The sequence below is a fragment of the Oceanobacillus kimchii X50 genome (assembly GCF_000340475.1).
GTDB lineage: Bacteria > Bacillota > Bacilli > Bacillales > Amphibacillaceae > Oceanobacillus > Oceanobacillus kimchii.
In genome coordinates this window covers 524,044-545,736 of the sequence record NZ_CM001792.1, presented here as the reverse complement: position 1 = coordinate 545,736, position 21,693 = coordinate 524,044, and the positions used below count along the sequence as shown (strand labels likewise).

The window sequence follows — 21,693 nt, the reverse complement described above, 5'->3', positions numbered from 1 at the left end:
AAAGAGGTTAGGACATAACAAAAAGGTTTAATCAAAAGACGGATGATAGCTAGAACAAGCGTAAGAAATACACGGAGAATCTTTATGGGTGGGAGGCCTAGACTAGCCTGAGGATAAACGGAGTATATTTCTGAAGCGGTTTTTCAAAGGACATTCATTTGGATTTATCTTTTGCGTAAATACTTTTGTCCCAACCTCTTTTTTGATTCAAATAAACATTAGAATCCACATCTGTTAGATTGTTGTCACAATTCCTCGTCATGAGTTTATAATGTGTTAATACATCGTATTTATAATAAATCATTCAATTATATAAAGGATTATGAGGATAATATTCGTAGTAAAGTGGAATGTTTTGTACTGGAGCAAATTGGGAAGGTATGAAAATGAGGTTCTCACATTCGAAATGAATGTTGTACAAGGTATTTTAGAGTTCAGTATTACTTTAAATTACTATTCTGATTATAGTGTTAACTGATAACTGATGCTTTTGACATATATCAGAGTAGAAAAAACTACATGAAAAATAGATTTTTTTCAATAATTAAGCAATAATGTTTATAATTGGAATTATAATACTTTTGATGTTTAGATGCTTAAGTACTGGAGGATGAAGAATGAGGAACACAACAGCAATGGAACCAATATCCAACGTATATTGCAAAAATGAATATGATTCTTTACACAAAGTAATCACCGTTTCCCCAAAATATATGAAAATAAAAGAAATCATCAATGAAACTCAATCACATTATGCAGACGATAATATCGATATCCAAAAAGCAACCACACAACATCATGCATTTATAAATGCGTTGAAGAAAGTTGGATCTGAAGTTATTCAACTTGAGGTAGACCCTAAGTTAAATGAGCAGGTTTTTACTAGAGATATAGGATTTGTAGTTGGAGATCATTTGTTTGTTTCACATATGCAACGTGAAATTAGAAAAAAAGAAAGTATTGTTCTCAAGGAGTGGCTACATGAAGAAGGAATTCCCTTTACTTCCGTTAAATCCGCTTCAATAGAAGGTGGAGACGTCATTGTTGACAATGAGGATATTTGGATAGGTCAAAGTGAAAGAACCTCGGAAACAGCCATTGCAGAGCTTATCTCTTACTTACCGAATAATAAGGTGCATACCATACCATTGCGTGAGGACATTTTACATTTGGATTGTATATTTAATGTATTGGAAAATGGATATGCATTGATTTACAAAGACGGGATGGATAGTCAATCCTACCAAATAATTCAGCAAAAGTATAAGTTGATTGAGGTAACAGAGAAAGAACAATTTCATATGGCACCAAATGTACTTTCTATAGGAAATAGTAAAATAATTAGTCTTCCTGAAAATAAACGTGTAAATAATGAACTTGCTAAAGCAGGATTTGATGTCATCGAAGTAGACTTCTCTGAAATTATTAAGTCCGGTGGTTCATTCCGATGTTGTACATTGCCTATTTCTCGAGGATAATGGATAGTTATATAAAAAACGAACAATAAAATGGATGGCAAGTGGGCAACAGAAATCCAAAAATATTGTTCGTTTTTATGTTAAATGGCGTGAGTATACAGTCAGTAATGCATCATTTTGTACGTCTAGCAAAGTCAACAAAACGGAATTTATCTGGGCGATGTCGAGACTCCGTGTATTGAAATAAAGTAGTATCATTTAAATACACTTGACTTCGAATAACAACTACATTATAAAATCCTTTTAAGTCTAATAAAGCCTTATCTTCTTCCGTTGGCTCTTCTACAGTTACTTCTTTATGTGCGAACCCTATTTTTAATCCCAACGTTTCTTCAATATGCTGATAAATGGATTGACTGCATATTTTCTCTGAAAGCTTTGGAATAATAGCTTCATTAAAATAATCTTTATCTAAGATAATTTTCTCTCCTGCTATCTCACGAACCCGATGCACATACCATACAGCATCCTGATTATCTGGACTAAGCGTACGGTAAATTTTATTCTGTGTTGGAGTAAACCCTATTTCATGAACATAGGTATAGCTATCTTGTTGTAATTTATCCATAAGCTCCGTAAAGCTCTCAATTCCAGACACCGGAAAAGTAAATTTATCATAATCTAATACAACAGATCCTTTTCCTCTTACTTTCTGAATATAACCATTTTGAGAGAGCAAATTTAACGCTTTGCGAATGGTCTCTCTGGATGTCTCATAGTGTGTTGTTAGTTCATTCTCAGAAGGTAAGAGACTACCAATCGGCCATATATTTTGCTTTATTTTCTTTACAAGATCATCATAAATTGATATATACTTATTCTGCATGTTCAAACCTCTTTAGTTAATAAAATAAACAATGGATTCATAAGGACGTAAGTGCAATTCAGATAAAGAATCTTTAACGTCTTTATAATTTGAAATCAAGACTTTGACTTTATCTCCTTCGTCGATAGGGAGACGGACCGTAACCGATTCTTCATAGAAATTACTCACAACTACTATTTTTTCATTCATCCATTTTCGTTCATAAGCAAATACAGATGGATGGTCTTTTAATAATAGCTGATAATCACCATAAGTAATAATATCATACTTTTTACGTAATTTAATGAGTTTTTGATAATGATAAAAAATCGATTCACTATCTTTTAATGCACTGTTTACATTAATGGTACTATAATTTGATACTGGTTTTATCCATGGTTCCCCTGTTGTAAAATCAGCATGTTTATCTGCAGACCATTGCATAGGAGTTCTGCCGTTATCCCGAGATTTTTGTTGTAAAATCTCCATAATGTCAGACAATGATTTGCCGTCTTCTTTCATTTCTTGAAACGCATTTAAACTTTCAACATCCCTATATTCATCTATATTTTCAAAATATGGATTCGTTATTCCTATTTCTTCTCCTTGATAAATATAAGGAGTACCCTGCATCATATGCAACGTAGATGCAAGCATTTTTGCAGATTCTTTCCAATACGTCTTGTCATCCCCAAAACGCGATACTACCCTTGGTTGATCATGGTTGCACCAGAATAGAGCATTCCATCCATTTCCTTCATGCATACCAACTTGCCATTCAGATAAGATTCGTTTTAATTCTAAGAAATCAAAAGGAGCTTTCGTCCACTTTTGCCCACCTGGGTAATCTACTTTCAAATGATGGAATTGGAATGTCATTGTTAATTCCTGCCTTTCCGGTCTCGTATAACGGATGCACTCCTCTAATGAAGTAGAAGACATTTCCCCTACAGTAAGCATATTGTATTTAGAAAATACGCGCTGATTCATTTCATGTAAATACTTATGAACTTTTGGTCCATCTGTATAAAAACGCCTTCCATCTCCTATATCATCATCGGGAAAGGATTGATCTTTAGAAATAAGATTAATGACATCTAAACGAAATCCATCAATACCTTTTTCCGCCCAATATCCCATCATATCAACTAGTTTAGTTTTCATCTCTTCATTTTCCCAATTAAGGTCTGCTTGAGAAGTATCAAATAAGTGCAAATAATATTGTCCAGTATTTTCATCCAATTCCCACGCAGATCCACCAAATTTTGACTTCCAATTTGACGGCTTTGCATCCCCTACAGGATCTTTCCAAATATAGAAATCTCGAAATGGGTTTTCTTTAGAAGATTTTGCTTGTTGAAACCACTTATGGGAGGTGGAAGTATGATTAATGACTAAATCCATAATTAATTTCATACCACGTGTATGTGTTTCCTTTAATAGTTGTTCAAAATCCTTCATCGTTCCGTACGCTGGGTCAATCGTGTAATAATCACTAATATCATATCCATTATCATTTTGTGGGGATTGATAGATAGGTGTTAACCAGATGACATCTACTCCAAGTTTCTCTATATAATCAAGTCTGGAAATTATCCCCTGTATATCTCCCATACCATTTCCTGTTGTATCTTGAAAACTCTTTGGATAAATTTGATATACTACTGCTTTTTGCCACCATGCTGACTCTGCCATGTTGAATTCACTCCTAAACTTATTTGAATCAATTTCCACAATTAAGGAATTTGGTATGAAATTCCGAATGCTGCGCTGTTTGATTTCCATTGCAGACGGAATTGCTTTTTTGCAGGCACTGACTTATTTATTACTTGTACGTTGTTTTTCTTATTGCGATGAAATACGTTAATAAGAATGGAATAATGACTACTATTGCTATCCCGATAAAGAAAGCTCCCCAAGTATGATTAACGATAGATAAAAATGCCGGCATTCCACCAATTCCTATTCCTGTAGCAAGAACATTTTGCAACGTAATAAAAGCCCCTGCTATAGAAGTTCCTAATACTGCTGCAATGAATGGATACTTAAAGCGCAAGTTGACCCCAAACATAGCTGGTTCTGTTATTCCTAACCAAGCAGAAATCCCTGACGTGCCAGCCAGGCCTTTTAATTTTTCATCTTTTAATGCAAACATCATCGCGAATACTGCAGCACCTTGGGCAATATTAGATAATGCCAATATTGGCCATAAGAATGTCGTTCCTGTTGAACCTATTAATTGTAAATCTACTGCAAGAAATGTGTGATGCATTCCTGTGATTACCAATGGTGCATAAATTGCTCCATAAATCATTCCACCAATAATTGGAGCTGCTTCAAATATAGTTACGATACCATCTGTTATCCATCCACCAATTGTAAACGTAACTGGTCCAATTAATGTAAATGCAAGAAACCCAGTAATTAATAATGCAACTGGTGCAACAACAAGTAGTTGTAATGAATCAATTACTTTACGTCTTAACCATATTTCAATTTTAGCTAATACCCAAGCAGCTACTAAAACCGGTAAGACCTGACCTTGATAACCGATTTTTTCAATTTCTAATCCAAATAAATTCCAAGTCGGAATAGTATCTCCATTACTCACTGCATTACTATAGGAATGTGCATTTAATAAATCTGGATGTACTAATATTAAACCAAGAACAATTCCTAAAAGCGGATTACCGCCAAACCGCTTCACCGCTGACCATCCAATTAATGCTGGTAAAAAGGTAAAAGCCGTATTAGCAATGATATTAATCATATCGGCTATTCCAGCCCAAGAAGGATATACTTGCACCACTGACGCATCAAAGAAGACACCTTCGTTTGCAAGTAAATTATTTATTCCCATTAACAGACCTGCTGTTACAATCGCAGGTAATATCGGGATAAATATATCGGCTAATGTTTTTACACCACGCTGTAATGCATTTTGTTTTTTTCCTCCTGCTGCTTTTACTTCTTCTTTAGAGGATTCTTTTATTCCAACATTATTAACCATGGACTTATATATTTTATCTACAGTTCCTTGGCCAATGATAACTTGATACTGCCCGCCTGTCACAAATGTTCCTTGGACAATATCCATCTCATCTAACTTCTTCTGATCTACTTCTTCATCATCTTTTAATGCAAAACGCAGTCTTGTAACACAATGAGTTGCTGCATAAATATTGTCAAGACCACCTACCGCTTCCACGATTGCTTTAGCTTCTTCAGCATAATCATCTTTTTGATTTTGTGCTTTTTTTGAAGAAGATCCATTGTTTATTGTTTTCATTTTCACTTCAAATAGAGTGGATTTTCCCTTCTCTACCTCTTGGTCTTCCGAGAAACTCCATTCATGTACACGATTACTATTCGTAATAATTATAGGTGTAATGATACTTGCTGCATTTTCCTTTATAAACGGTAGATCAAAACTAACTAGTCTATCTCCAGCTTGTACTTGATCTCCTTTTGACACATGAACTTCAAATCCTTGTCCATCTAAATTTACTGTTTCCAATCCAATATGAATTAATATTTCTAAACCATTATTTGTTGTTATACCGATTGCATGTTTGGTAGGAAATGTAAGTGTTACCTTTCCATCAGCTGGGGCTACAACTTCACCTTCTATCGGTTCAATAGCAACTCCTTCCCCCATCATTTTCTGTGAAAATGTAGGATCAGGTACTTTATCTATCGAGATTTGCTTTCCATTCATTGGCGCTAAAACTACTTGTCTAATTGCTTCCTCCAAGGAATTCCCCTCCTTTTTTCATATCGCAAACTTGTATATACAAGTATATTGTTTGTTAACAGTATAACTTGTATATACATATTTTGCAAATGCTTTCATTTAATTGAAAAACCGAATGAAATTACAATTCCATTCGGTGATTCCTCTATTATTTAGCATTTAATTCTTTTTGTTTTATGAATTCGACTGCCATTTTTACATCTTTAAATGTTTGCATGCCACTCCAAGTATCTTGAATCGATAGAGTCTTCATCGCCATATCTGGTCGAATTCCTGCTACAAGTAAGTCTTTTCCCATCATCGATACAAATTGATGAATTTTCAAGAATCGAGAAACCGTATATGTATCCATTTCAAACAAACCAGATAAATCAATAATTAAATATTGTTGATCGGAACTCTCTAAGTAATCCGAGAGAGAAGTTATTAGAGCTTCTATTCTCGTGTCATTCATGGTTCCAATTAGCGGAAGAATAGACACATCCTTCATAATCGGAACAATTGGTGTAGATATTTTTTCAATCTCTTTTAAACTCTTCTCATACAGTAACTCATTTTGCTTTTCATTAGTAATATCTTTTTGAACACCTACAAAGAAGTACTTCTTTTCTTGCTCATTCCACATATGATCAATAGATAATTCATTCCAAAAACCCGTTCCATCTTTCTTATAATTATATAGTTGAATGGTGATCGACTCTTTATTGTGTATTGCTTTTCGAAGCAATTGAATACTACGTTCATCTGTATCTTTACCTTGTAAGAATCTGCAATTCTTTCCAATTATTTCGTTTTCTTCATAACCAGTTAGCTCTAAAAACCCCTTATTAGCAATGATTATTGGATTATCCTCGATAGAAGGATCAGTAACGATTATTCCTACACGTGTATAATTTAAAGCTTGCTCTAGCAAATGCATTCTTTTTCTACTATCAAGTTCCAATTTTTCTTCCCCCTTTAAAATTCCTTATTATACTATAGGTTATTTAATTATAAGATACGAATCATTGAATTCTAAACTACTCTTCCAATGGAATCCATAATAACCGATCATCATTATCTGATGGATCGCTTCTGCCATCTGTGTTATTTGTGATTATATATAATCCATTATTTCCATATTTAACATCTCGAATTCTTCCTTCATCTTCTAATATTGTTTCTACTTCATTATCACCAGGATTATACGACTTGACACTTTCGCCCCTTAATGTAGAAAAATAGAGTACATCATTAGCAAATTCCATTCCTGATGGAGCCCATGTATCTTCGCCAGAATGAATAATGGGACTTACCATATTTTCCCCTGTTTCATCTCCTTCAATAACAGGCCATCCAAAATTGCTTCCAGGTTCTATTAAATTAATTTCATCTAACGCACTATTACCATGTTCTGTAGCATATAATTCTCCTTTTTCATCCCAAGCCAGGCCTTGCGGATTTCGATGTCCATAGCTATACACATAGGAATTATCAAATGGATTATTTTCTGGTATGGAACCGTCCGGATTCATCCGTAAAATTTTACCTGCTAAGCTGTCTAGATTTTGTGCTAATTCTGGTTCTGAAGCATCACCAACGGTAATATATAAAAGATTATCTGGTCCAAACTGAATTCTTCCACCATGATGATATGTACCACCTGGAATTTCATCTAGCAATATTTCTTCTTCTACCCATGATTCTCCTTGTTCTGAGATAGTCGTAATTCGTTGAAAATTACCGTTATTGTTACGATAGGAGTAATAAATATAGGCTCTATTAGAAGTTGTAAAATCATTTGGGAATGCGATACCTAAAAGTCCAGATTCCGGTTCTCCTGCTAAATCATCCATAAATTCTACCGGCTTTCTTGTTAACTCGCCATTATCTGAGATCTCGACTATATTACCAGGACGTTCAGTTAAATAAATCGTTTCGTCTACTTGCTCAATAGCCCAAGGGGTTTGTAATTGAGATGCAACGACTTGTTGCTCATTACTCGAAGTTGTGGCATCTGAAGATTCTTCCGGTGATGGATTGGATTGTTCGGCACATCCAGTTATAAATAAGATGCAGAATAAGAGACCGTATATAATACGCATTATATCCTCCTTATAAAATAAGATTTCCAACAGTAAGGTTCATGGTGACTGAAAAAACTACTACTAAATTGTTTACCCATTTTACTCTAGAAAAAAACCCCTTATTACAATTTTATTTCTTTAAATTATGAGCAAAAGTGTAAGCGCCCGTGAGAATGGCGGAGTATATCTCTGAAGCGGTTCACATGGACCATGACTGTTTCTTGTCTTGTAAAAAAAAGCTGTCGAACTAGTATAGAAACTAATTCGACAGCTTAATATTTTTTATTATGCTTTACGCTTTGCAGCTTTTTCTCTCTCATTTTTATTTAAGATTTTCTTCCTTAATCGAATGGATTCAGGAGTTACTTCACAAAACTCATCATCACTTAAATATTGCAGTGCTTCCTCTAAAGATAAAGTTCTAGACTTACGGATTGTTGTTGTTTGATCTTTCGTAGCTGAACGAACATTAGTTAAATGTTTTTCACGTGTTATATTAACCGTTAAGTCATTATCACGATTATGTTCTCCGACGATCATACCGGCATATACTTCTGTTCCTGGTGATACAAAAATCACACCACGATCTTCTAAATTCATAATACCGTAAGTAGATGCCTTTCCGTTTTCCAGTGCAACTAACACACCTTCACGACGTCCACCAACTTGACCTTTAATAAGTGGCTCATAAGCATCAAATGTATGATTTAAAATACCGTATCCACGAGTTTGCGACATAAATTCAGTAGTATAACCTAATAATCCACGAGAAGGAACTTTAAATTCAATACGGACTTGACCATTTCCTTGATTGACCATATCAATCATTTCACCCTTACGTTCACCTAGCGATTCCATAATTGCACCCGTGTACTCTTCTGGTACATCTACTTGTACGCGTTCTACTGGTTCACATTTCACACCATCAATTTCACGAATGATAACTTCTGGCTTGGATAATTGTAATTCATAACCTTCACGACGCATGTTTTCTATCAAAATAGATAGATGCAACTCTCCACGACCAGATACCGTCCATACATCTGGTGATTCCGTTGGGTCTACACGTAGGCTTACATCTGTCTCCAACTGTTTCATTAAACGTTCTTCAATTTTGCGAGAAGTAATGAATTTTCCTTCTTTACCGGCAAAAGGACTATTATTGACTAAGAATGTCATTTGTAACGTTGGTTCATCAATACGTAACCAAGGCAGTGCCTCTGGATGTTCCACAGGACATACTGTTTCTCCTACGTTTAAATCTTCCATACCAGAAAGTGCAACGATATCACCAGCTATAGCTTCTTGGATTTCAATACGTTTTAATCCAATAAATCCAAACAGCTTAGAAACTCGGAATGATTTCTGAGATCCGTCTTGTTTTAATACAACCACTTGTTGGCCAACTTTTATACTTCCTCTAACAACTCTTCCTACACCTATTCTCCCTACATAATCATTGTAATCTAGTAAGGTTACTTGAAACTGTAAAGGCTCCTCTTTCGTATCAACCGGCGCTGGAATATGTTCTAAAATCGTTTGGAAAACCGGATCCATTGTTTCTTCTTGTTCTTCCGGCTCTAATCCTGAAGTTCCGTTAATAGCTGATGCATATACAACTGGAAATTCCAATTGTTCATCATCGGCACCTAATTCAATAAATAGATCAAGTACTTCATCAACTACTTCTTCTGGGCGTGCATTTGGACGGTCAATTTTATTGAGCACTACCATCGGCGTTAATTTTTGCTCCAATGCTTTCTTTAAAACAAAACGTGTTTGTGGCATTGTACCTTCATATGCATCTACTACTAAGGCAACACCATCTACCATTTTCATGATACGTTCTACTTCTCCACCAAAGTCAGCGTGCCCAGGTGTATCTAAAATATTTATCGTTGTATCTTTATATTTAACAGCTGTATTTTTAGCTAAAATTGTAATTCCACGTTCACGTTCTATATCTCCAGAGTCCATTGCACGTTCATCGACATGCTCATTGTCTCGGAAAGTTCCAGAATATTTTAATAGTTGATCCACAAGCGTTGTTTTACCGTGGTCAACGTGCGCAATAATTGCGATATTGCGAATATCATTTCTTAATTGCATAAATTTTACGCTCCTCTATCATCTTCAAAATGAATAACCAATTAATTATATCATATAACCAAACAAAGTGAAAATATATACAGTAGGAATTTCGTTCTTCTCGCAATGTATATTAATGCTATAAGGCTATGTCTCAAATGACCAACAGAAACGAATTATTACCGACAGTTTATCCCCTAGTCAACTTTTCAATAAGTCGCACAGTCTAAAAAGTATTACTATCAGTTACATGCGTAACAAATAGAAAGTTATTTTGACTTTTGTTTATTGTCATCTGTCGACTGGTATCTAGGCAATTGAATAGTGAATTTGGCTCCACCAATTTCAGAATTCGATGCAGAAATAGCACCACCTGCTTGTTCAATGATTGCACGAGCTATTGCTAGTCCAAGACCAGTCTCGCCATCTTTCCCTTTTACAAATCGATGGAAAATATGCTCTGCATCTTCTTCTGTTATACCGCTCCCGTCATCTTCTACATCAATCATTACCTTTTGCTCTTTTTCATATACTTGTATATTTACAGTTGATTTCGAATGACGAATTCCATTGAATACAACATTAAGTAAAGCACGAAGTAATTTCTCTTCATCTGCAAAAATGATAATCCCGCTCTCTACTTGATGGTTTAATTCTATACCTTCTTCACTTACTATTGGATGTGCTCGGTCGACTACTTGGCGTACAAATTGATCCGCCTTAAGTGGAAAAGGAGTATATTCAGCAGGCTCCGTATCTAATTTTGCAAGTAAAATCATTTCATTAATGATTCCTTTCAGTCGATTCACCTCTGTAACCATTACTTCTAATCCTTTTTCTGTATCTTTTTCATCAAAAATTCCATCTCTTATACCTTCAGCATATCCCTGAATCGTCATTAATGGTGTTTTTAATTCATGACTCGCATTTTGGAAAAATGTTTGTTGGGATTTCATATATTGCTCCAACGTTTGAGCCATATCATATACACTTTGCTCTACTTCTTTTATTTCTCCAGTTGCTTTCACCCTTCTCATTCGATCAAACTGACGGTTTTCTACCTTTTTTAACTCGGTTTTCAATTGCGACAATGGCGTCACAAGCTTATTCGTCATGAAATAACTAAGTATAACAGCAGCTACCGCCCCAACAAGAAATACTAAAAGAAGACGAACAAAGAAATTTTGCTGTACCACTTGCAAATCATGCATCGGAGTTAATAGGATAAGTTCCAATCCAGTTTGCTCCGGGGAGAAAATAATACGTGACGTAACAAAATTATCATTTCCATATTCCCATAGAAACTCTTCATTATTCTCAAAATTGTTTTGTTGGAAAAATTCATTTACGACCGTAATATTCATAGTTGAAAATAATACTGTGTCTAAATTTCGATCATATAAGAATAACTGTAAATCCTGATCTTGTAAGAAATCATTTATATTTTGATAATTATTGACATCATCATTATATTGTTCATTAAGAAAACTAACCAACAGCTCCCCAGTTTCAGCTAGTTGTCTTTTTTCGTCTTGAATGAGTAGATCCAATATCAAAGAATAAATAATGTAGCCCGCCGTTGTCATTATAACTAGAAGTAATGCCGTAAAGGCAGCGTTTAATTGAGACTGAAGCTTCATTGTTATTCCTCATCTTTTCTTAAGCGATATCCAAATCCCCATACGGTCTCTAATGGAATATTGCCCATTTTTTTACGTATTCGTTTAATCAAATCATCAACTGCACGATCACTACCAAAATAATCATTTCCCCAAATTTTCATAAGCAACTCTTCTCTTGAAAATGCTCTGTTTGGATTTTCTGCAAGTAAAAGAAGCATATCGTACTCTTTCGTCGTTGTTTCAAATTCTTCTCCTTCAAAAAATACCCGTCGTTCATTTTTGTATACCAGCAGCTGATCTACTTTTACGCGGTCTTCTTCCACATCATCTTGGCGTTGTGAAGTTGAACGTTTAAATAATCTCTTCACTCTAGCTATTAACTCTCTAGGACTAAACGGCTTAGTTAAATAATCATCCCCACCTAATTCCAGTCCAAGTATTTTATCAATTTCTTCATCTTTTGCAGAAATAATGATAATGGGAACATCACTTTCATTACGGATTTTTTTGCAGAATTCATATCCATCCATTCCTGGTAACATAATATCTAATATCCACATATCAGGTGGGTTGTTTTCCCAAAGCTTCCAGCCATCCTCTGCATTATCCAAAATTGTAGTTTGATATCCTTCTTTTTTTAAATACGCAGAAACAATATTTTGAATGTTTGTATCGTCTTCAACTAGACCAATATGAACTGTCATTGACCTTCACCTTTTCTTTTTATAGTTATATACATTTTTACATAATTCATTTAATAATTACAATAGAAGGTGTCATTACACATTTTTTCCACATTTGTACCAAATGATTACCTTTCAAACCACCTATAATAAGGATATCAACATCCATTGGAGGTGCTTTGCATGAATTATAGAGACAATAATAACGATGAAAGAAATTTTCCAGAAGAGGAGAATCGAGAAAGTCCTTCAAATATTGAACAAGAGCGACAAGATAGAGAGAGTAGTGATGAGACTTATTATGATGACCATTCATCTCCATATAATGAAACTGCTTCTACATCAGAAAACGATATTGATAGCAATTCCTCAACTTCAAAAGCTGCAAAAAACAAACAACGTCGGGGATGGTTACGAAGTTTTTCTGGAGGAGCTATTGGCGGGATAATTTCCTCACTTATTATCTTGATGCTGTTAGGTAACAATATACTCCCTGTTTCTAATAATTCAGTAGAAAGTAATCAAGATAATTCAGAAGGTGATAATGAAACGTCTAATATTGTTCAGACTTTAGCTTCTGATGATGCGGAAAAATCCACAAATATCGATGAAGTATCTAAAGCTGTTGTTGGTGTAATTAATAAGCAACAGCAAAGTGTGTGGGAGGGTAGTCAAGAGGCAGGCACTGGTTCTGGTATTATCTATAAAAAAGAAGACGGCACTGCTTATGTTGTAACCAATCAACATGTTGTTGATGGAGCACAAGAAGTAGAAGTCGTTATAGATGAAGAGCACCGTGTTTCTGCTGAAGTACTTGGCGTAGACTCTTTAAGTGACCTGGCAGTACTTGAAATAGATGGCGAAAATGTAGATACAATCGCTAACTTCGGTTCTAGTGCAGATACACAAGTTGGAGAGACCGTACTTGCTATCGGAAATCCACTTGGTATGGAATTTGTAAATACAGTTACAAAAGGAATTATTAGTGGGTTAAACCGTTCTGTGGAAGTAGATACCAATAGTGATGGTAGAGCAGATTGGATTACTGAAGTATTGCAAACTGATGCTGCTATTAATCCCGGAAACAGTGGTGGAGCATTAGTTAATGAAAATGGAGATGTTATTGGCATCAATTCCATGAAAATTGCACAAAGCAGTGTAGAAGGAATTGGATTTGCTATCCCAGTTGATGAAGCATTACCTATCATTGAACAGTTAGAAACAGCAGGTGAAGTGTCTCGTCCACTTATCGGAATTAGTACAGCTCCACTAAATCAAGTGCCTGCACAATATCATGCTGAGATAGAAATTCCAGATGATGTGAAAGGCGGTATGGTTATTGCAGATGTTCAAGCTAATTCTCCAGCAGATAACGCTGGACTGGAACAATTTGATGTAATCACTAAAGTCAATGATAATGAAGTAACTTCTATTATAGAATTACGTAAACATCTCTATGAGAATGGAGAAGCTGGTGAACATGTTAAAATCGAATATGTTCGTGATGGTGAAGTACATTCCATCACATTAAAATTAGATGAATTTCAGACAGAATAATATTTTAGAGGTTTATTTCAAAGAGGTTGGGACATTAAAAAATTGGGGCAAAAGAAGCGGATGTTAGGATAAAACAAGCGTAAGAAATATACCTGGCCCCTTGTGGGGAGAAGGCATAGATGAGACTCCGGATTGCATATAGCAAACGAAGGCTCACCTGCCGCCCACGGAAAGCGGTGTATATTACTGAAGCGGGTTTCAAAACCTATTTATTCCAAATTAACTTTTGTCCCACTCTTATTAATCCTACGCAATTTCAATTAATATTACATACTTTAAATCCAATCTTCGTTAATTCCATTCTTCATCTAAATCAGCTTCATACTTCTCATGATTTGGCATTACTTTTTCAAATTCCCCGTAAATATTAGCTGCAGCAAAATCACTAATATCTTCTGTTAGCTCCTCACTATTAGCATACATATCATCATAGTTTTCATGGTCTCCATATAAATCGGAAGGGGTTTCTGATGTTCCATACCGACTAACATCTTGCCATGTGTCTTCTTTATCATACACATTTTGTTCGTCTTCATATTCTTCATCTGGATTGAGGTTAGGACTATACGATTGCTCCTCAGTTGGCCGGTATCTTTCTCTACCACCTTCATTTGCATGCTCGATACAACGATCAGTGGTTGGTATTGCCTCTAACCTTTCATACGGTATATCTTCTCCACATACCGTACATATACCATAACTCCCCTCTTCTAATGAATGTAATGCCTTATTAATGTCCTCTAATTCTTTTTCCGTGTGCTCTTGCAAAGAAATATCTTTTTCTCTTTCAAATAATTCCGTCCCAGTGTCTCCAGGATGATTATCATAATTGGATAGTTCTCCGACATCCTCACGTGCAAACTCTACATCCAATCCAAAAGTATGCTTTTGCACTTGTTCAATTAACGTCGATTGCCTTTGCAGCAATGCTTCCTTACATTCAAGTTGCTGTTGTTTGGATATCATTTTTTCTCCCCCTTTTGGTACATGCTACGTTGATACAATAAAATAATGGCTAGTTATACTATGTGTGATTTTAGATGAATGATTCCTATTCAATCATTCCAGTTACTGACAAGACATTTGAATAATTTTTCTATTAAGTAAAAGAAGGATTCACTGGAATTTTGTAGAATTGTTGTATAGGTCTTAAAATAAGGAGAATGTAAAATGTTGTCAGCTAACACAACTACGATAGGTTTCATAGGTACTGGAGTAATGGGGAAAAGCATGGCAAAAAATTTAATCAATGCTGGTTATTATTTACGAATATTCACAAGAACAAAATCCAAGGCTGATGATTTATTAAATATAGGTGCAAAATGGGATGAGGATATACCAACATTGGCAAAACAATGTGATGTAATTATAACCATGGTAGGTTATCCTTCTGATGTGGAAGAAGTATATTTAGGTGATCAAGGTTTAATAAAAAATTGCAAAGAAGGTTCCTATCTCATTGATATGACTACTTCTAAACCATCATTAGCTGAAGAAATTTTTTCGGTCGGAAAAAAACATGGTTTGTACGTATTAGATGCCCCTGTATCAGGAGGAGATATCGGAGCAGAAAGTGGCACCTTAGCTATTATGACAGGTGGGGAAAGAAGTGTATATGATTACGTTCTTCCTGTTTTTCAAGTTCTTGGAGAAAATATATCTTACCAAGGACCTGCAGGAGCTGGTCAGCATACTAAAATGTCAAATCAAATAACGATTGCTTCCAACATGATTGGAGTTTGTGAGTCCTTACTATATGCAAAAAAAGCTGGACTAGACGCGAAAAAAGTATTGGCTACCATTTCTACTGGTGCTGCAGCTAGTTTCTCACTTTCAAAATTGGGAGCTAGGATGCTTGAAAATGACTTTGCTCCAGGCTTCTATGTAAAACATTTTATTAAAGACATGAAAATTGCTCTTGAATCTTCTCAAGATTTCGGATTGGATACTCCAGGATTAAAGCTAGCTATAAAATTATATGAAGAACTTGCAAATATGGGTGAACAGGATAGTGGAACCCAAGCGTTAATTAAAACTCTTGCCTACAGATCAGAAATGACAGTATAGATATATTTGGATTTTGATAAGTGGAAGTAACAATTACAAAATCTAAGCCGAATGCCTTTTATAGTAATATAATAGCCAAGAAATGATTCAGCTATTTCTGTTTCATCTCTTGGCTTTTTTCAAATACTATCATTGCTAAATCATCATTGCCATACGCTTGAAGGATCTGAATAATCATTTCCGTATCAATCGGATCTGACTCTGAAGCATCAACTGTCCAATCAATAACTTCTTTAAGAATGGAATTATTCATTTGTGTTGGATAAGCTTCTCCATAAACAGCAAATGGGTCTAGTTGATGGTTGATGCACCATTGCGCAAATATAAGTACCATTCTTTTTTCATCTTCTTGATATTGACGAATTACTTCTTCATTTTTTCCCATATGAACACTTCCCTTCTAACGCAGTAAAAAGAAGAAAAGGACTACCGATTTGGTAGTCCTTGTTTATTTTAATGATTAATTATAAACGAACAACGTTTGCAGCTTGTGGGCCACGGTTACCTTCAACGATTTCAAATTCTACATCTTGACCTTCTTCAAGAGTTTTGAAACCTTCAGCTTGGATAGCTGAGAAATGTACGAATACATCGTCTCCATCTTCACGCTCGATGAAACCAAAGCCTTTTTCTGCATTAAACCATTTTACTTTACCAGTCATTAAAATGACCTCCTTTAACAAGATCTGCAAGTAAATTGAATCCTAAATACTTTTACATCATCTTGAAAAAGAGACCGTAAAGTATTTCTGAAACTCCAATTTCCTTTTGCAACTTTATTTTACTCTTTTTGTCAGTAAATTGCAAGCGTTTATCTTAGCGCAAAATCTGACATTATTCGCTATTCACCCGCTCAACTTCCCATAAAAAAATCACCACTTATTAAGCATGATTTTCTTTTTCAATACATAAATTTTAACCGTGAATGGAGGAATATAAATTGAACAATTTTCTAGTTTGTATTATTAATAGCCTGAATAAACAGACATTTATGAATACATTACAATCCCTTAAACCACTAAAATCATCTGTTTCGGAGATTCGATGTATTAATTTAAAAAATAACAGTTTGACGAAAGATATTAACAATCCTCTACTAGAACAAATTTCTCTTATAGACAATGATTTAGGTTTAACGCTTAATCGTATAATCGAAAAATCAAAAGCAACAGCGGTATTATTTTTTTATAATACCGACTATTTACAAAGTAATTTTTCGATAGCAAAAGACACAATATATCATATAGAAAAAGAATATAGAAATGTAACGATTAACTACCCTGCCTTAGTTCCAATATCAACATTAATAAAGTATCCATTTCATTCAAGTAAACACCTTGTATTTCAAGAGGCAATCTTTCCCTTATGGTTAAGTAAAGAAAATTTTAGTACATCAAAGATATTAAATATCAAACCAACAAAGGTTAATAATTCTAGATCTGAAGTGGAAAAACAACAAGTAATCCATTCTTATAGTTCTAAACTTAACTACAAACAAGCTCCTTCAATCGCTGTCTTAATTTGTGCTTATAATGCAGAATCTTATGTTGACACTGCCATCCAATCTGCATATTTACAAAATGAACCAGCGGATGAAATTCTTATTATGGATGATGGATCAACTGATCTCACTGCTTCCCGTATTAATCAATGGACCAAGTTTCAACCAATACGTACCTACTATCAAAAGAATAAAGGAAAAGCGAAGGCATTAAATAAATTGCTCTCTTACGTAAATAGCGATTTCATTCTTGAATTAGATGCGGATGATTGGTTAGACTACGACGCTATATCAACCATTAAAAATTATCTCCACTATTTAGAAAAAAAGTATGTTCTTCTTTATGGTAATTTCAGAAAATGGAAGCAACTCCCTAACGATGAAGTAATATATACTACGCATGCAAAAGGAAAACAAATTCATCATAAACAACAATTATTTAAATACTCCTTACCTCTGGGTCCAAGAATCTATCGTACATCTAGTTTAAAATCAATTCATGGATTTCCAACAATTCCTTTTGAAGAAGGTAGATTATATGAAGATGTGACAGTACTGCATTCCTTATTGGATCGCGGAAATTTTTGTTATTATGATTTTACTATTTACAATGTAAGAGAACATGATCAAAGCATTACTAAAAATAACCATTTCAAATGGCGAGATTATGTAAAGTATATGGAACAAAATTTCAAGACAGATTAAACTAAGTGCATAAGGGATGTGACATAACAATTAGTAATATAACGCTTTATAAAATACCTTAATTGAAAAAAATGAATAATCTAGTGAGAGGATGGCACAGGCGAGCCTTCTTAAATTTAAAACTACTCATAGACTCGCCAGCCAACCAAGTGTTACCGTAATATATCTTTGACTAGGATCTTAACTTATGCCGCACTAGAAAAGCGGACAAAATTAATTGCACTCAAAGCAATATATCGTCTATTACTACCACTATAACCACCAGTTTCAATCACTAGAACCACTCCAAGTGAAACACTGGATAATACGCCTTCAATCAGGTTATTGTCTGTAGCAATCTCAATTGTTGTTCCTATACGGGAAGCTAATTCAGCTGCAAACGTATTATTCATTAATTATCTCTCCTTTTTAAGATTCGTTTACTGTTTCGATTTTATCAATTAAAACTAGCACTTGTTCTCCATTATCAATCAGAACAATATAGTCATTTAGCACAGAAATAAGAAGTCCTGATACGATACCAAACGGAGTAGAGACATCCACATTTTCATTTAATAGGCCAAGTAATACTTGTCGTATATTACTTGGTAAACTACCTCCGTTTCCGTTCTCTCCATTTCCACCACTACCAATACTAATTCCTCCCAAGTCTATACCTAAATCAATGCTCGGAAAATCAATTGAAAAATCAGTATTCGTTAATGAGTTTGTATTTAAGTTTTGCAAGTTTTGAAGAAGAGATAACAACCTTGCCTGGCGCTCTGTCAAATTAGCCAATTTCTTTCATCCTTCCTGTTTTAAATTTTCCAACATAACAGGAACCCATGAATAGAAACTTGTAGAAATAAACCTACTATCTGTTTTCTTTAAAAATTGTGATTATAGAATATCCAGGCTAACTACTATAGCAACAAGCACTTGGATAAGCAATTGAATATTAATAGCAATATCGGTATCAGTTGTTGTAATGCTTACATTTTTCGATTTTTCCACAATCGTTTTTTGACGATTACTTTGCTTTACTTTAATTACCTGTTTAAAGTCTTGTAATACATCATCGGATCGTTCGGAGTCTGCAATAGTTATACTAAGAACAACTGCGATTGCGACCTGAATACCGATCTGAAGAGAAATTGCCGCCTGCGTATCTGTACTGGTAACTTCTACACCTTCAGAGTCTTTAATGATAATCCATTCATCTGAGAACTGCTTTTCCGATTTAACCTGATCCGCCTCTTGCTCTATATCAGCATTATTTTTGTCGTCATCACAATGATCCAATGCACGCCATTCTTTAGCGTATGTCATCCTTCTCACCTCAATTCATTAAATTTATAAAATATCAACTAACAGGATTATCGCTACTAACACTTGAAGCAAAAGTTGAATATTAATAGCCAAATCTGTATCTGTAGTGGTTACTCTAGCATCTTTGGTATTATAGATATAAATTTTTTGTTTGTTTACTTGGTCAATATCAGAAAACTGTATTAATTCTTGGGCTACAGCATCCCCTCGTTCTGAATCTCCAATTGTGACTCTAATAACTAAGGCGATTGCCAACTGTAATGCTGCCTGCAAAGTTACTCCAACTTGAGTATCTGTCGTGTTCACTTCGATATCACAGGATTCCCTTACCCAAATCAGTTCAGCAGATTCCTGATCCATAAATGAGTATTGGTTAGCATCCTGTACAACTGTTGCATCATCGTTACTATCGTTAAAATAATTTTTATCGAAATGTGAATTACTCTTGTAATCGTAGTCGCAAGTATCTTTGCAATCGTGATCACAATGACAATCACAGTGATGATCACATCCACATTCATGCCGTTTTTCCGCTACAGGCTCAAGATGTTTTTGTTCATGATCATAATAAAAGTATCGATTTTCTTGGTAACGGTCCCCAGCATTTGAACTTCGATAAGTTGTCATATTAACACTCCTTTCTAGTGGTTATAAAATAATCTATGGATTTTTCAACTAGATGGTTGCACACTTTCCCTAATATTATAAAAATTAATGAAAACACCTAGTTCTAGGTTAAGAACACAAAAGTTTTTAGGGGGTTCATCACAAATATGATAAAACTGATCTTACAATGGTACAGTGCCCTTGCAGCCCAAGAGTTGCCATCCTGTCCCAACGCCTTTACTAGCCCTTCTAAAGCGTCGCAGCAATGTGCGAACTGCGCTCGGGTTCTTTAGGGAGTTGTATGAATCGAAGGTGGCTTTCACCACAAAGGTATAAGAACAGATATGAGAAAGTTACACTAGTTGCTCTACACTCAGATCTAAACGGACTGTTTGTCTAAAAAGATATATGTTTATTATTTTTATAAAATAAAAAGCTTATAAAGAAAAAACATCTGTTTTCTTTACAAGCTATAAAAAATATTACTTATTGACTCGTTTTTTATTTTTTTTCGTCTTTTTCTTTGTTATTAAATTGTTCTACCTGCTCCTTTAAATCTTCTACCATTTCTTTCAACATTTTTTTCTGATCGTCGGATAGTTTCTCTTTCAAGTCTTCTGATTTCAGACCATTTTTTCTAAAGATGCTATCCACCATTACTTCTACAACTTTATTAGGCAATGAATTATCTGAATTTGCCATAAATATTCACCCACTTCCATTTTATTATATTAATATTCTATGGTTTAAAAACCTAAATTGACTATGCGGTTGACTATTTTATTTTTACTTCCGTATGGCACTTTTTTTTAAAACAAGGGGATTAAGATGAGGCATAATATGATAATTTTTTGGTGCTAATAACTTTATATACATGAAAGCTTAATTATGTTACAAGGCTAAAGAGTCTTTCTAATAAACCTAAATAGGGCGGAATCAACTATTCAGTTTTACCCGTTTACTAAGGTAATGCTGTTACCTTTTTTGTATATAATACAGACCTCTGATTAAAAAAGGGGGTGTATTCACATATGGGTAATAACTATAATAATGGGTTTACGCGGTCTTGTTTATCCTGCTATCATAGTTAGAATTGGCTTTGAGAAAGGCAAAGGTAATTAAGAAAAAAGACATGCTAAAATAAGTACAAATCAGACTAAACCCCAAAATCATTATAAGCAGTGCCATCATACAGATCATTGGTTAAGGTTGACGGATGGCTTAACAAAGAAAAAAGAGAATGTCAAAAAATCCTTTAAGTTTTTATCTTTCTGAACAGAAAACAAGTGGAAATGAGCAACAAAACGATTGGTTATTCAAGGTTCTTTTTCTTGTTCTTTTTTAGGAATACAAGTCGAAAGCCATTTGCACCTTGATAAATTATAGGGAATTGAAAAAGCAATGAAGCCATGCTACAATGTTTATTTGCAAGATAAAAAATAGTATAGATACC

The 21,693-nt window shown here is 34.6% G+C and carries 20 protein-coding genes; 4 read left to right on the top strand and 16 right to left on the bottom strand.

The genetic code is table 11. The annotated features are described in order from the left end of the window. Nucleotides 1–617 precede the first annotated feature (617 nt). The gene (locus C794_RS03030; protein WP_017795673.1) at nt 618–1,478 is read left to right on the top strand and encodes a dimethylarginine dimethylaminohydrolase family protein; all 861 of its coding nucleotides are present in this window, start codon (nt 618–620) and stop codon (nt 1,476–1,478) included. Between the two features lie 112 nt (nt 1,479–1,590). Here C794_RS03030 and treR read toward each other — a convergent pair whose 3' ends face one another. From treR to C794_RS02990, 8 genes are all read right to left on the bottom strand, one after another. Further along, the gene (treR, locus tag C794_RS03025) at nt 1,591–2,304 is read right to left on the bottom strand and encodes a trehalose operon repressor (protein WP_017795672.1); all 714 of its coding nucleotides are present in this window, start codon (nt 2,302–2,304) and stop codon (nt 1,591–1,593) included. A gap of 12 nt (nt 2,305–2,316) precedes the next feature. Further along, nucleotides 2,317–3,978, bottom strand: a complete 1,662-nt coding sequence (gene treC / locus C794_RS03020) for an alpha,alpha-phosphotrehalase (RefSeq protein WP_017795671.1) — start codon at nt 3,976–3,978, stop codon at nt 2,317–2,319. Nucleotides 3,979–4,108: 130 nt separating this feature from the next. Next, nucleotides 4,109–6,001 carry a PTS system trehalose-specific EIIBC component gene (treP, locus tag C794_RS03015; RefSeq protein ID WP_051042492.1) on the bottom strand — a complete coding sequence of 631 codons (1,893 nt, stop codon included), beginning with the start codon at nt 5,999–6,001 and terminating at the stop codon, nt 4,109–4,111. A 184-nt stretch (nt 6,002–6,185) separates the two neighbouring features. Then, the gene (gene ytvA / locus C794_RS03010; protein WP_017795669.1) at nt 6,186–6,980 is read right to left on the bottom strand and encodes a YtvA family blue-light photoreceptor; all 795 of its coding nucleotides are present in this window, start codon (nt 6,978–6,980) and stop codon (nt 6,186–6,188) included. 76 nt (nt 6,981–7,056) lie between these two features. Further along, nucleotides 7,057–8,121 carry a PQQ-dependent sugar dehydrogenase gene (locus C794_RS03005; RefSeq protein ID WP_017795668.1) on the bottom strand — a complete coding sequence of 355 codons (1,065 nt, stop codon included), beginning with the start codon at nt 8,119–8,121 and terminating at the stop codon, nt 7,057–7,059. 267 nt (nt 8,122–8,388) lie between these two features. Continuing rightward, complete coding sequence (gene typA, locus C794_RS03000; protein WP_017795667.1) at nt 8,389–10,212, bottom strand: translational GTPase TypA; 1,824 nt, start codon at nt 10,210–10,212, stop codon at nt 8,389–8,391. Between the two features lie 248 nt (nt 10,213–10,460). Next, the gene (locus tag C794_RS02995) at nt 10,461–11,831 is read right to left on the bottom strand and encodes a sensor histidine kinase (RefSeq protein WP_017795666.1); all 1,371 of its coding nucleotides are present in this window, start codon (nt 11,829–11,831) and stop codon (nt 10,461–10,463) included. 2 nt (nt 11,832–11,833) lie between these two features. Beyond that, nucleotides 11,834–12,517 carry a response regulator transcription factor gene (locus C794_RS02990; RefSeq protein ID WP_017795665.1) on the bottom strand — a complete coding sequence of 228 codons (684 nt, stop codon included), beginning with the start codon at nt 12,515–12,517 and terminating at the stop codon, nt 11,834–11,836. Between the two features lie 162 nt (nt 12,518–12,679). Here C794_RS02990 and C794_RS02985 point away from each other — a divergent pair, with 162 nt between their 5' ends. Continuing rightward, nucleotides 12,680–14,053, top strand: coding sequence for a S1C family serine protease (locus C794_RS02985; protein WP_017795664.1), 1,374 nt, complete (start codon nt 12,680–12,682; stop codon nt 14,051–14,053). 291 nt (nt 14,054–14,344) lie between these two features. Here the strand turns inward: C794_RS02985 and C794_RS02980 are convergent, their stop codons facing one another. After that, complete coding sequence (locus C794_RS02980) at nt 14,345–15,019, bottom strand: yteA family sporulation protein (protein ID WP_017795663.1); 675 nt, start codon at nt 15,017–15,019, stop codon at nt 14,345–14,347. Nucleotides 15,020–15,223: 204 nt separating this feature from the next. Between C794_RS02980 and C794_RS02975 the strand changes: the two genes are divergently transcribed. Beyond that, complete coding sequence (locus tag C794_RS02975) at nt 15,224–16,120, top strand: NAD(P)-dependent oxidoreductase (RefSeq protein WP_017795662.1); 897 nt, start codon at nt 15,224–15,226, stop codon at nt 16,118–16,120. A gap of 91 nt (nt 16,121–16,211) precedes the next feature. On the opposite strand, the gene C794_RS02970 is transcribed toward C794_RS02975, so the two are convergent. Together C794_RS02970 and C794_RS02965 are read right to left on the bottom strand one after the other, a co-directional pair. Next, nucleotides 16,212–16,505 carry a hypothetical protein gene (locus C794_RS02970; protein ID WP_017795661.1) on the bottom strand — a complete coding sequence of 98 codons (294 nt, stop codon included), beginning with the start codon at nt 16,503–16,505 and terminating at the stop codon, nt 16,212–16,214. 79 nt (nt 16,506–16,584) lie between these two features. Next, nucleotides 16,585–16,782, bottom strand: a complete 198-nt coding sequence (locus C794_RS02965; RefSeq protein WP_017795660.1) for a cold shock domain-containing protein — start codon at nt 16,780–16,782, stop codon at nt 16,585–16,587. A 278-nt stretch (nt 16,783–17,060) separates the two neighbouring features. Here C794_RS02965 and C794_RS02960 point away from each other — a divergent pair, with 278 nt between their 5' ends. Next, nucleotides 17,061–18,326 (top strand): glycosyltransferase family 2 protein, encoded by a 1,266-nt coding sequence (locus tag C794_RS02960; RefSeq protein WP_017795659.1) that lies wholly within the window; start codon nt 17,061–17,063, stop codon nt 18,324–18,326. A gap of 185 nt (nt 18,327–18,511) precedes the next feature. On the opposite strand, the gene C794_RS02955 is transcribed toward C794_RS02960, so the two are convergent. From C794_RS02955 to C794_RS02935, 5 genes are all read right to left on the bottom strand, one after another. Continuing rightward, complete coding sequence (locus C794_RS02955; protein ID WP_017795658.1) at nt 18,512–18,718, bottom strand: hypothetical protein; 207 nt, start codon at nt 18,716–18,718, stop codon at nt 18,512–18,514. Between the two features lie 16 nt (nt 18,719–18,734). Then, nucleotides 18,735–19,103 (bottom strand): DUF2642 domain-containing protein, encoded by a 369-nt coding sequence (locus C794_RS02950; RefSeq protein WP_017795657.1) that lies wholly within the window; start codon nt 19,101–19,103, stop codon nt 18,735–18,737. Between the two features lie 102 nt (nt 19,104–19,205). Then, nucleotides 19,206–19,634 carry a spore coat protein gene (locus C794_RS02945; protein WP_017795656.1) on the bottom strand — a complete coding sequence of 143 codons (429 nt, stop codon included), beginning with the start codon at nt 19,632–19,634 and terminating at the stop codon, nt 19,206–19,208. 24 nt (nt 19,635–19,658) lie between these two features. After that, nucleotides 19,659–20,261: a spore coat protein gene (locus C794_RS02940; RefSeq protein ID WP_017795655.1), complete on the bottom strand. Its 603-nt coding sequence runs from the start codon at nt 20,259–20,261 to the stop codon at nt 19,659–19,661. Between the two features lie 480 nt (nt 20,262–20,741). Continuing rightward, nucleotides 20,742–20,942, bottom strand: coding sequence for a hypothetical protein (locus C794_RS02935; RefSeq protein WP_017795654.1), 201 nt, complete (start codon nt 20,940–20,942; stop codon nt 20,742–20,744). Between the last annotated feature and the right edge of the window lie 751 nt (nt 20,943–21,693).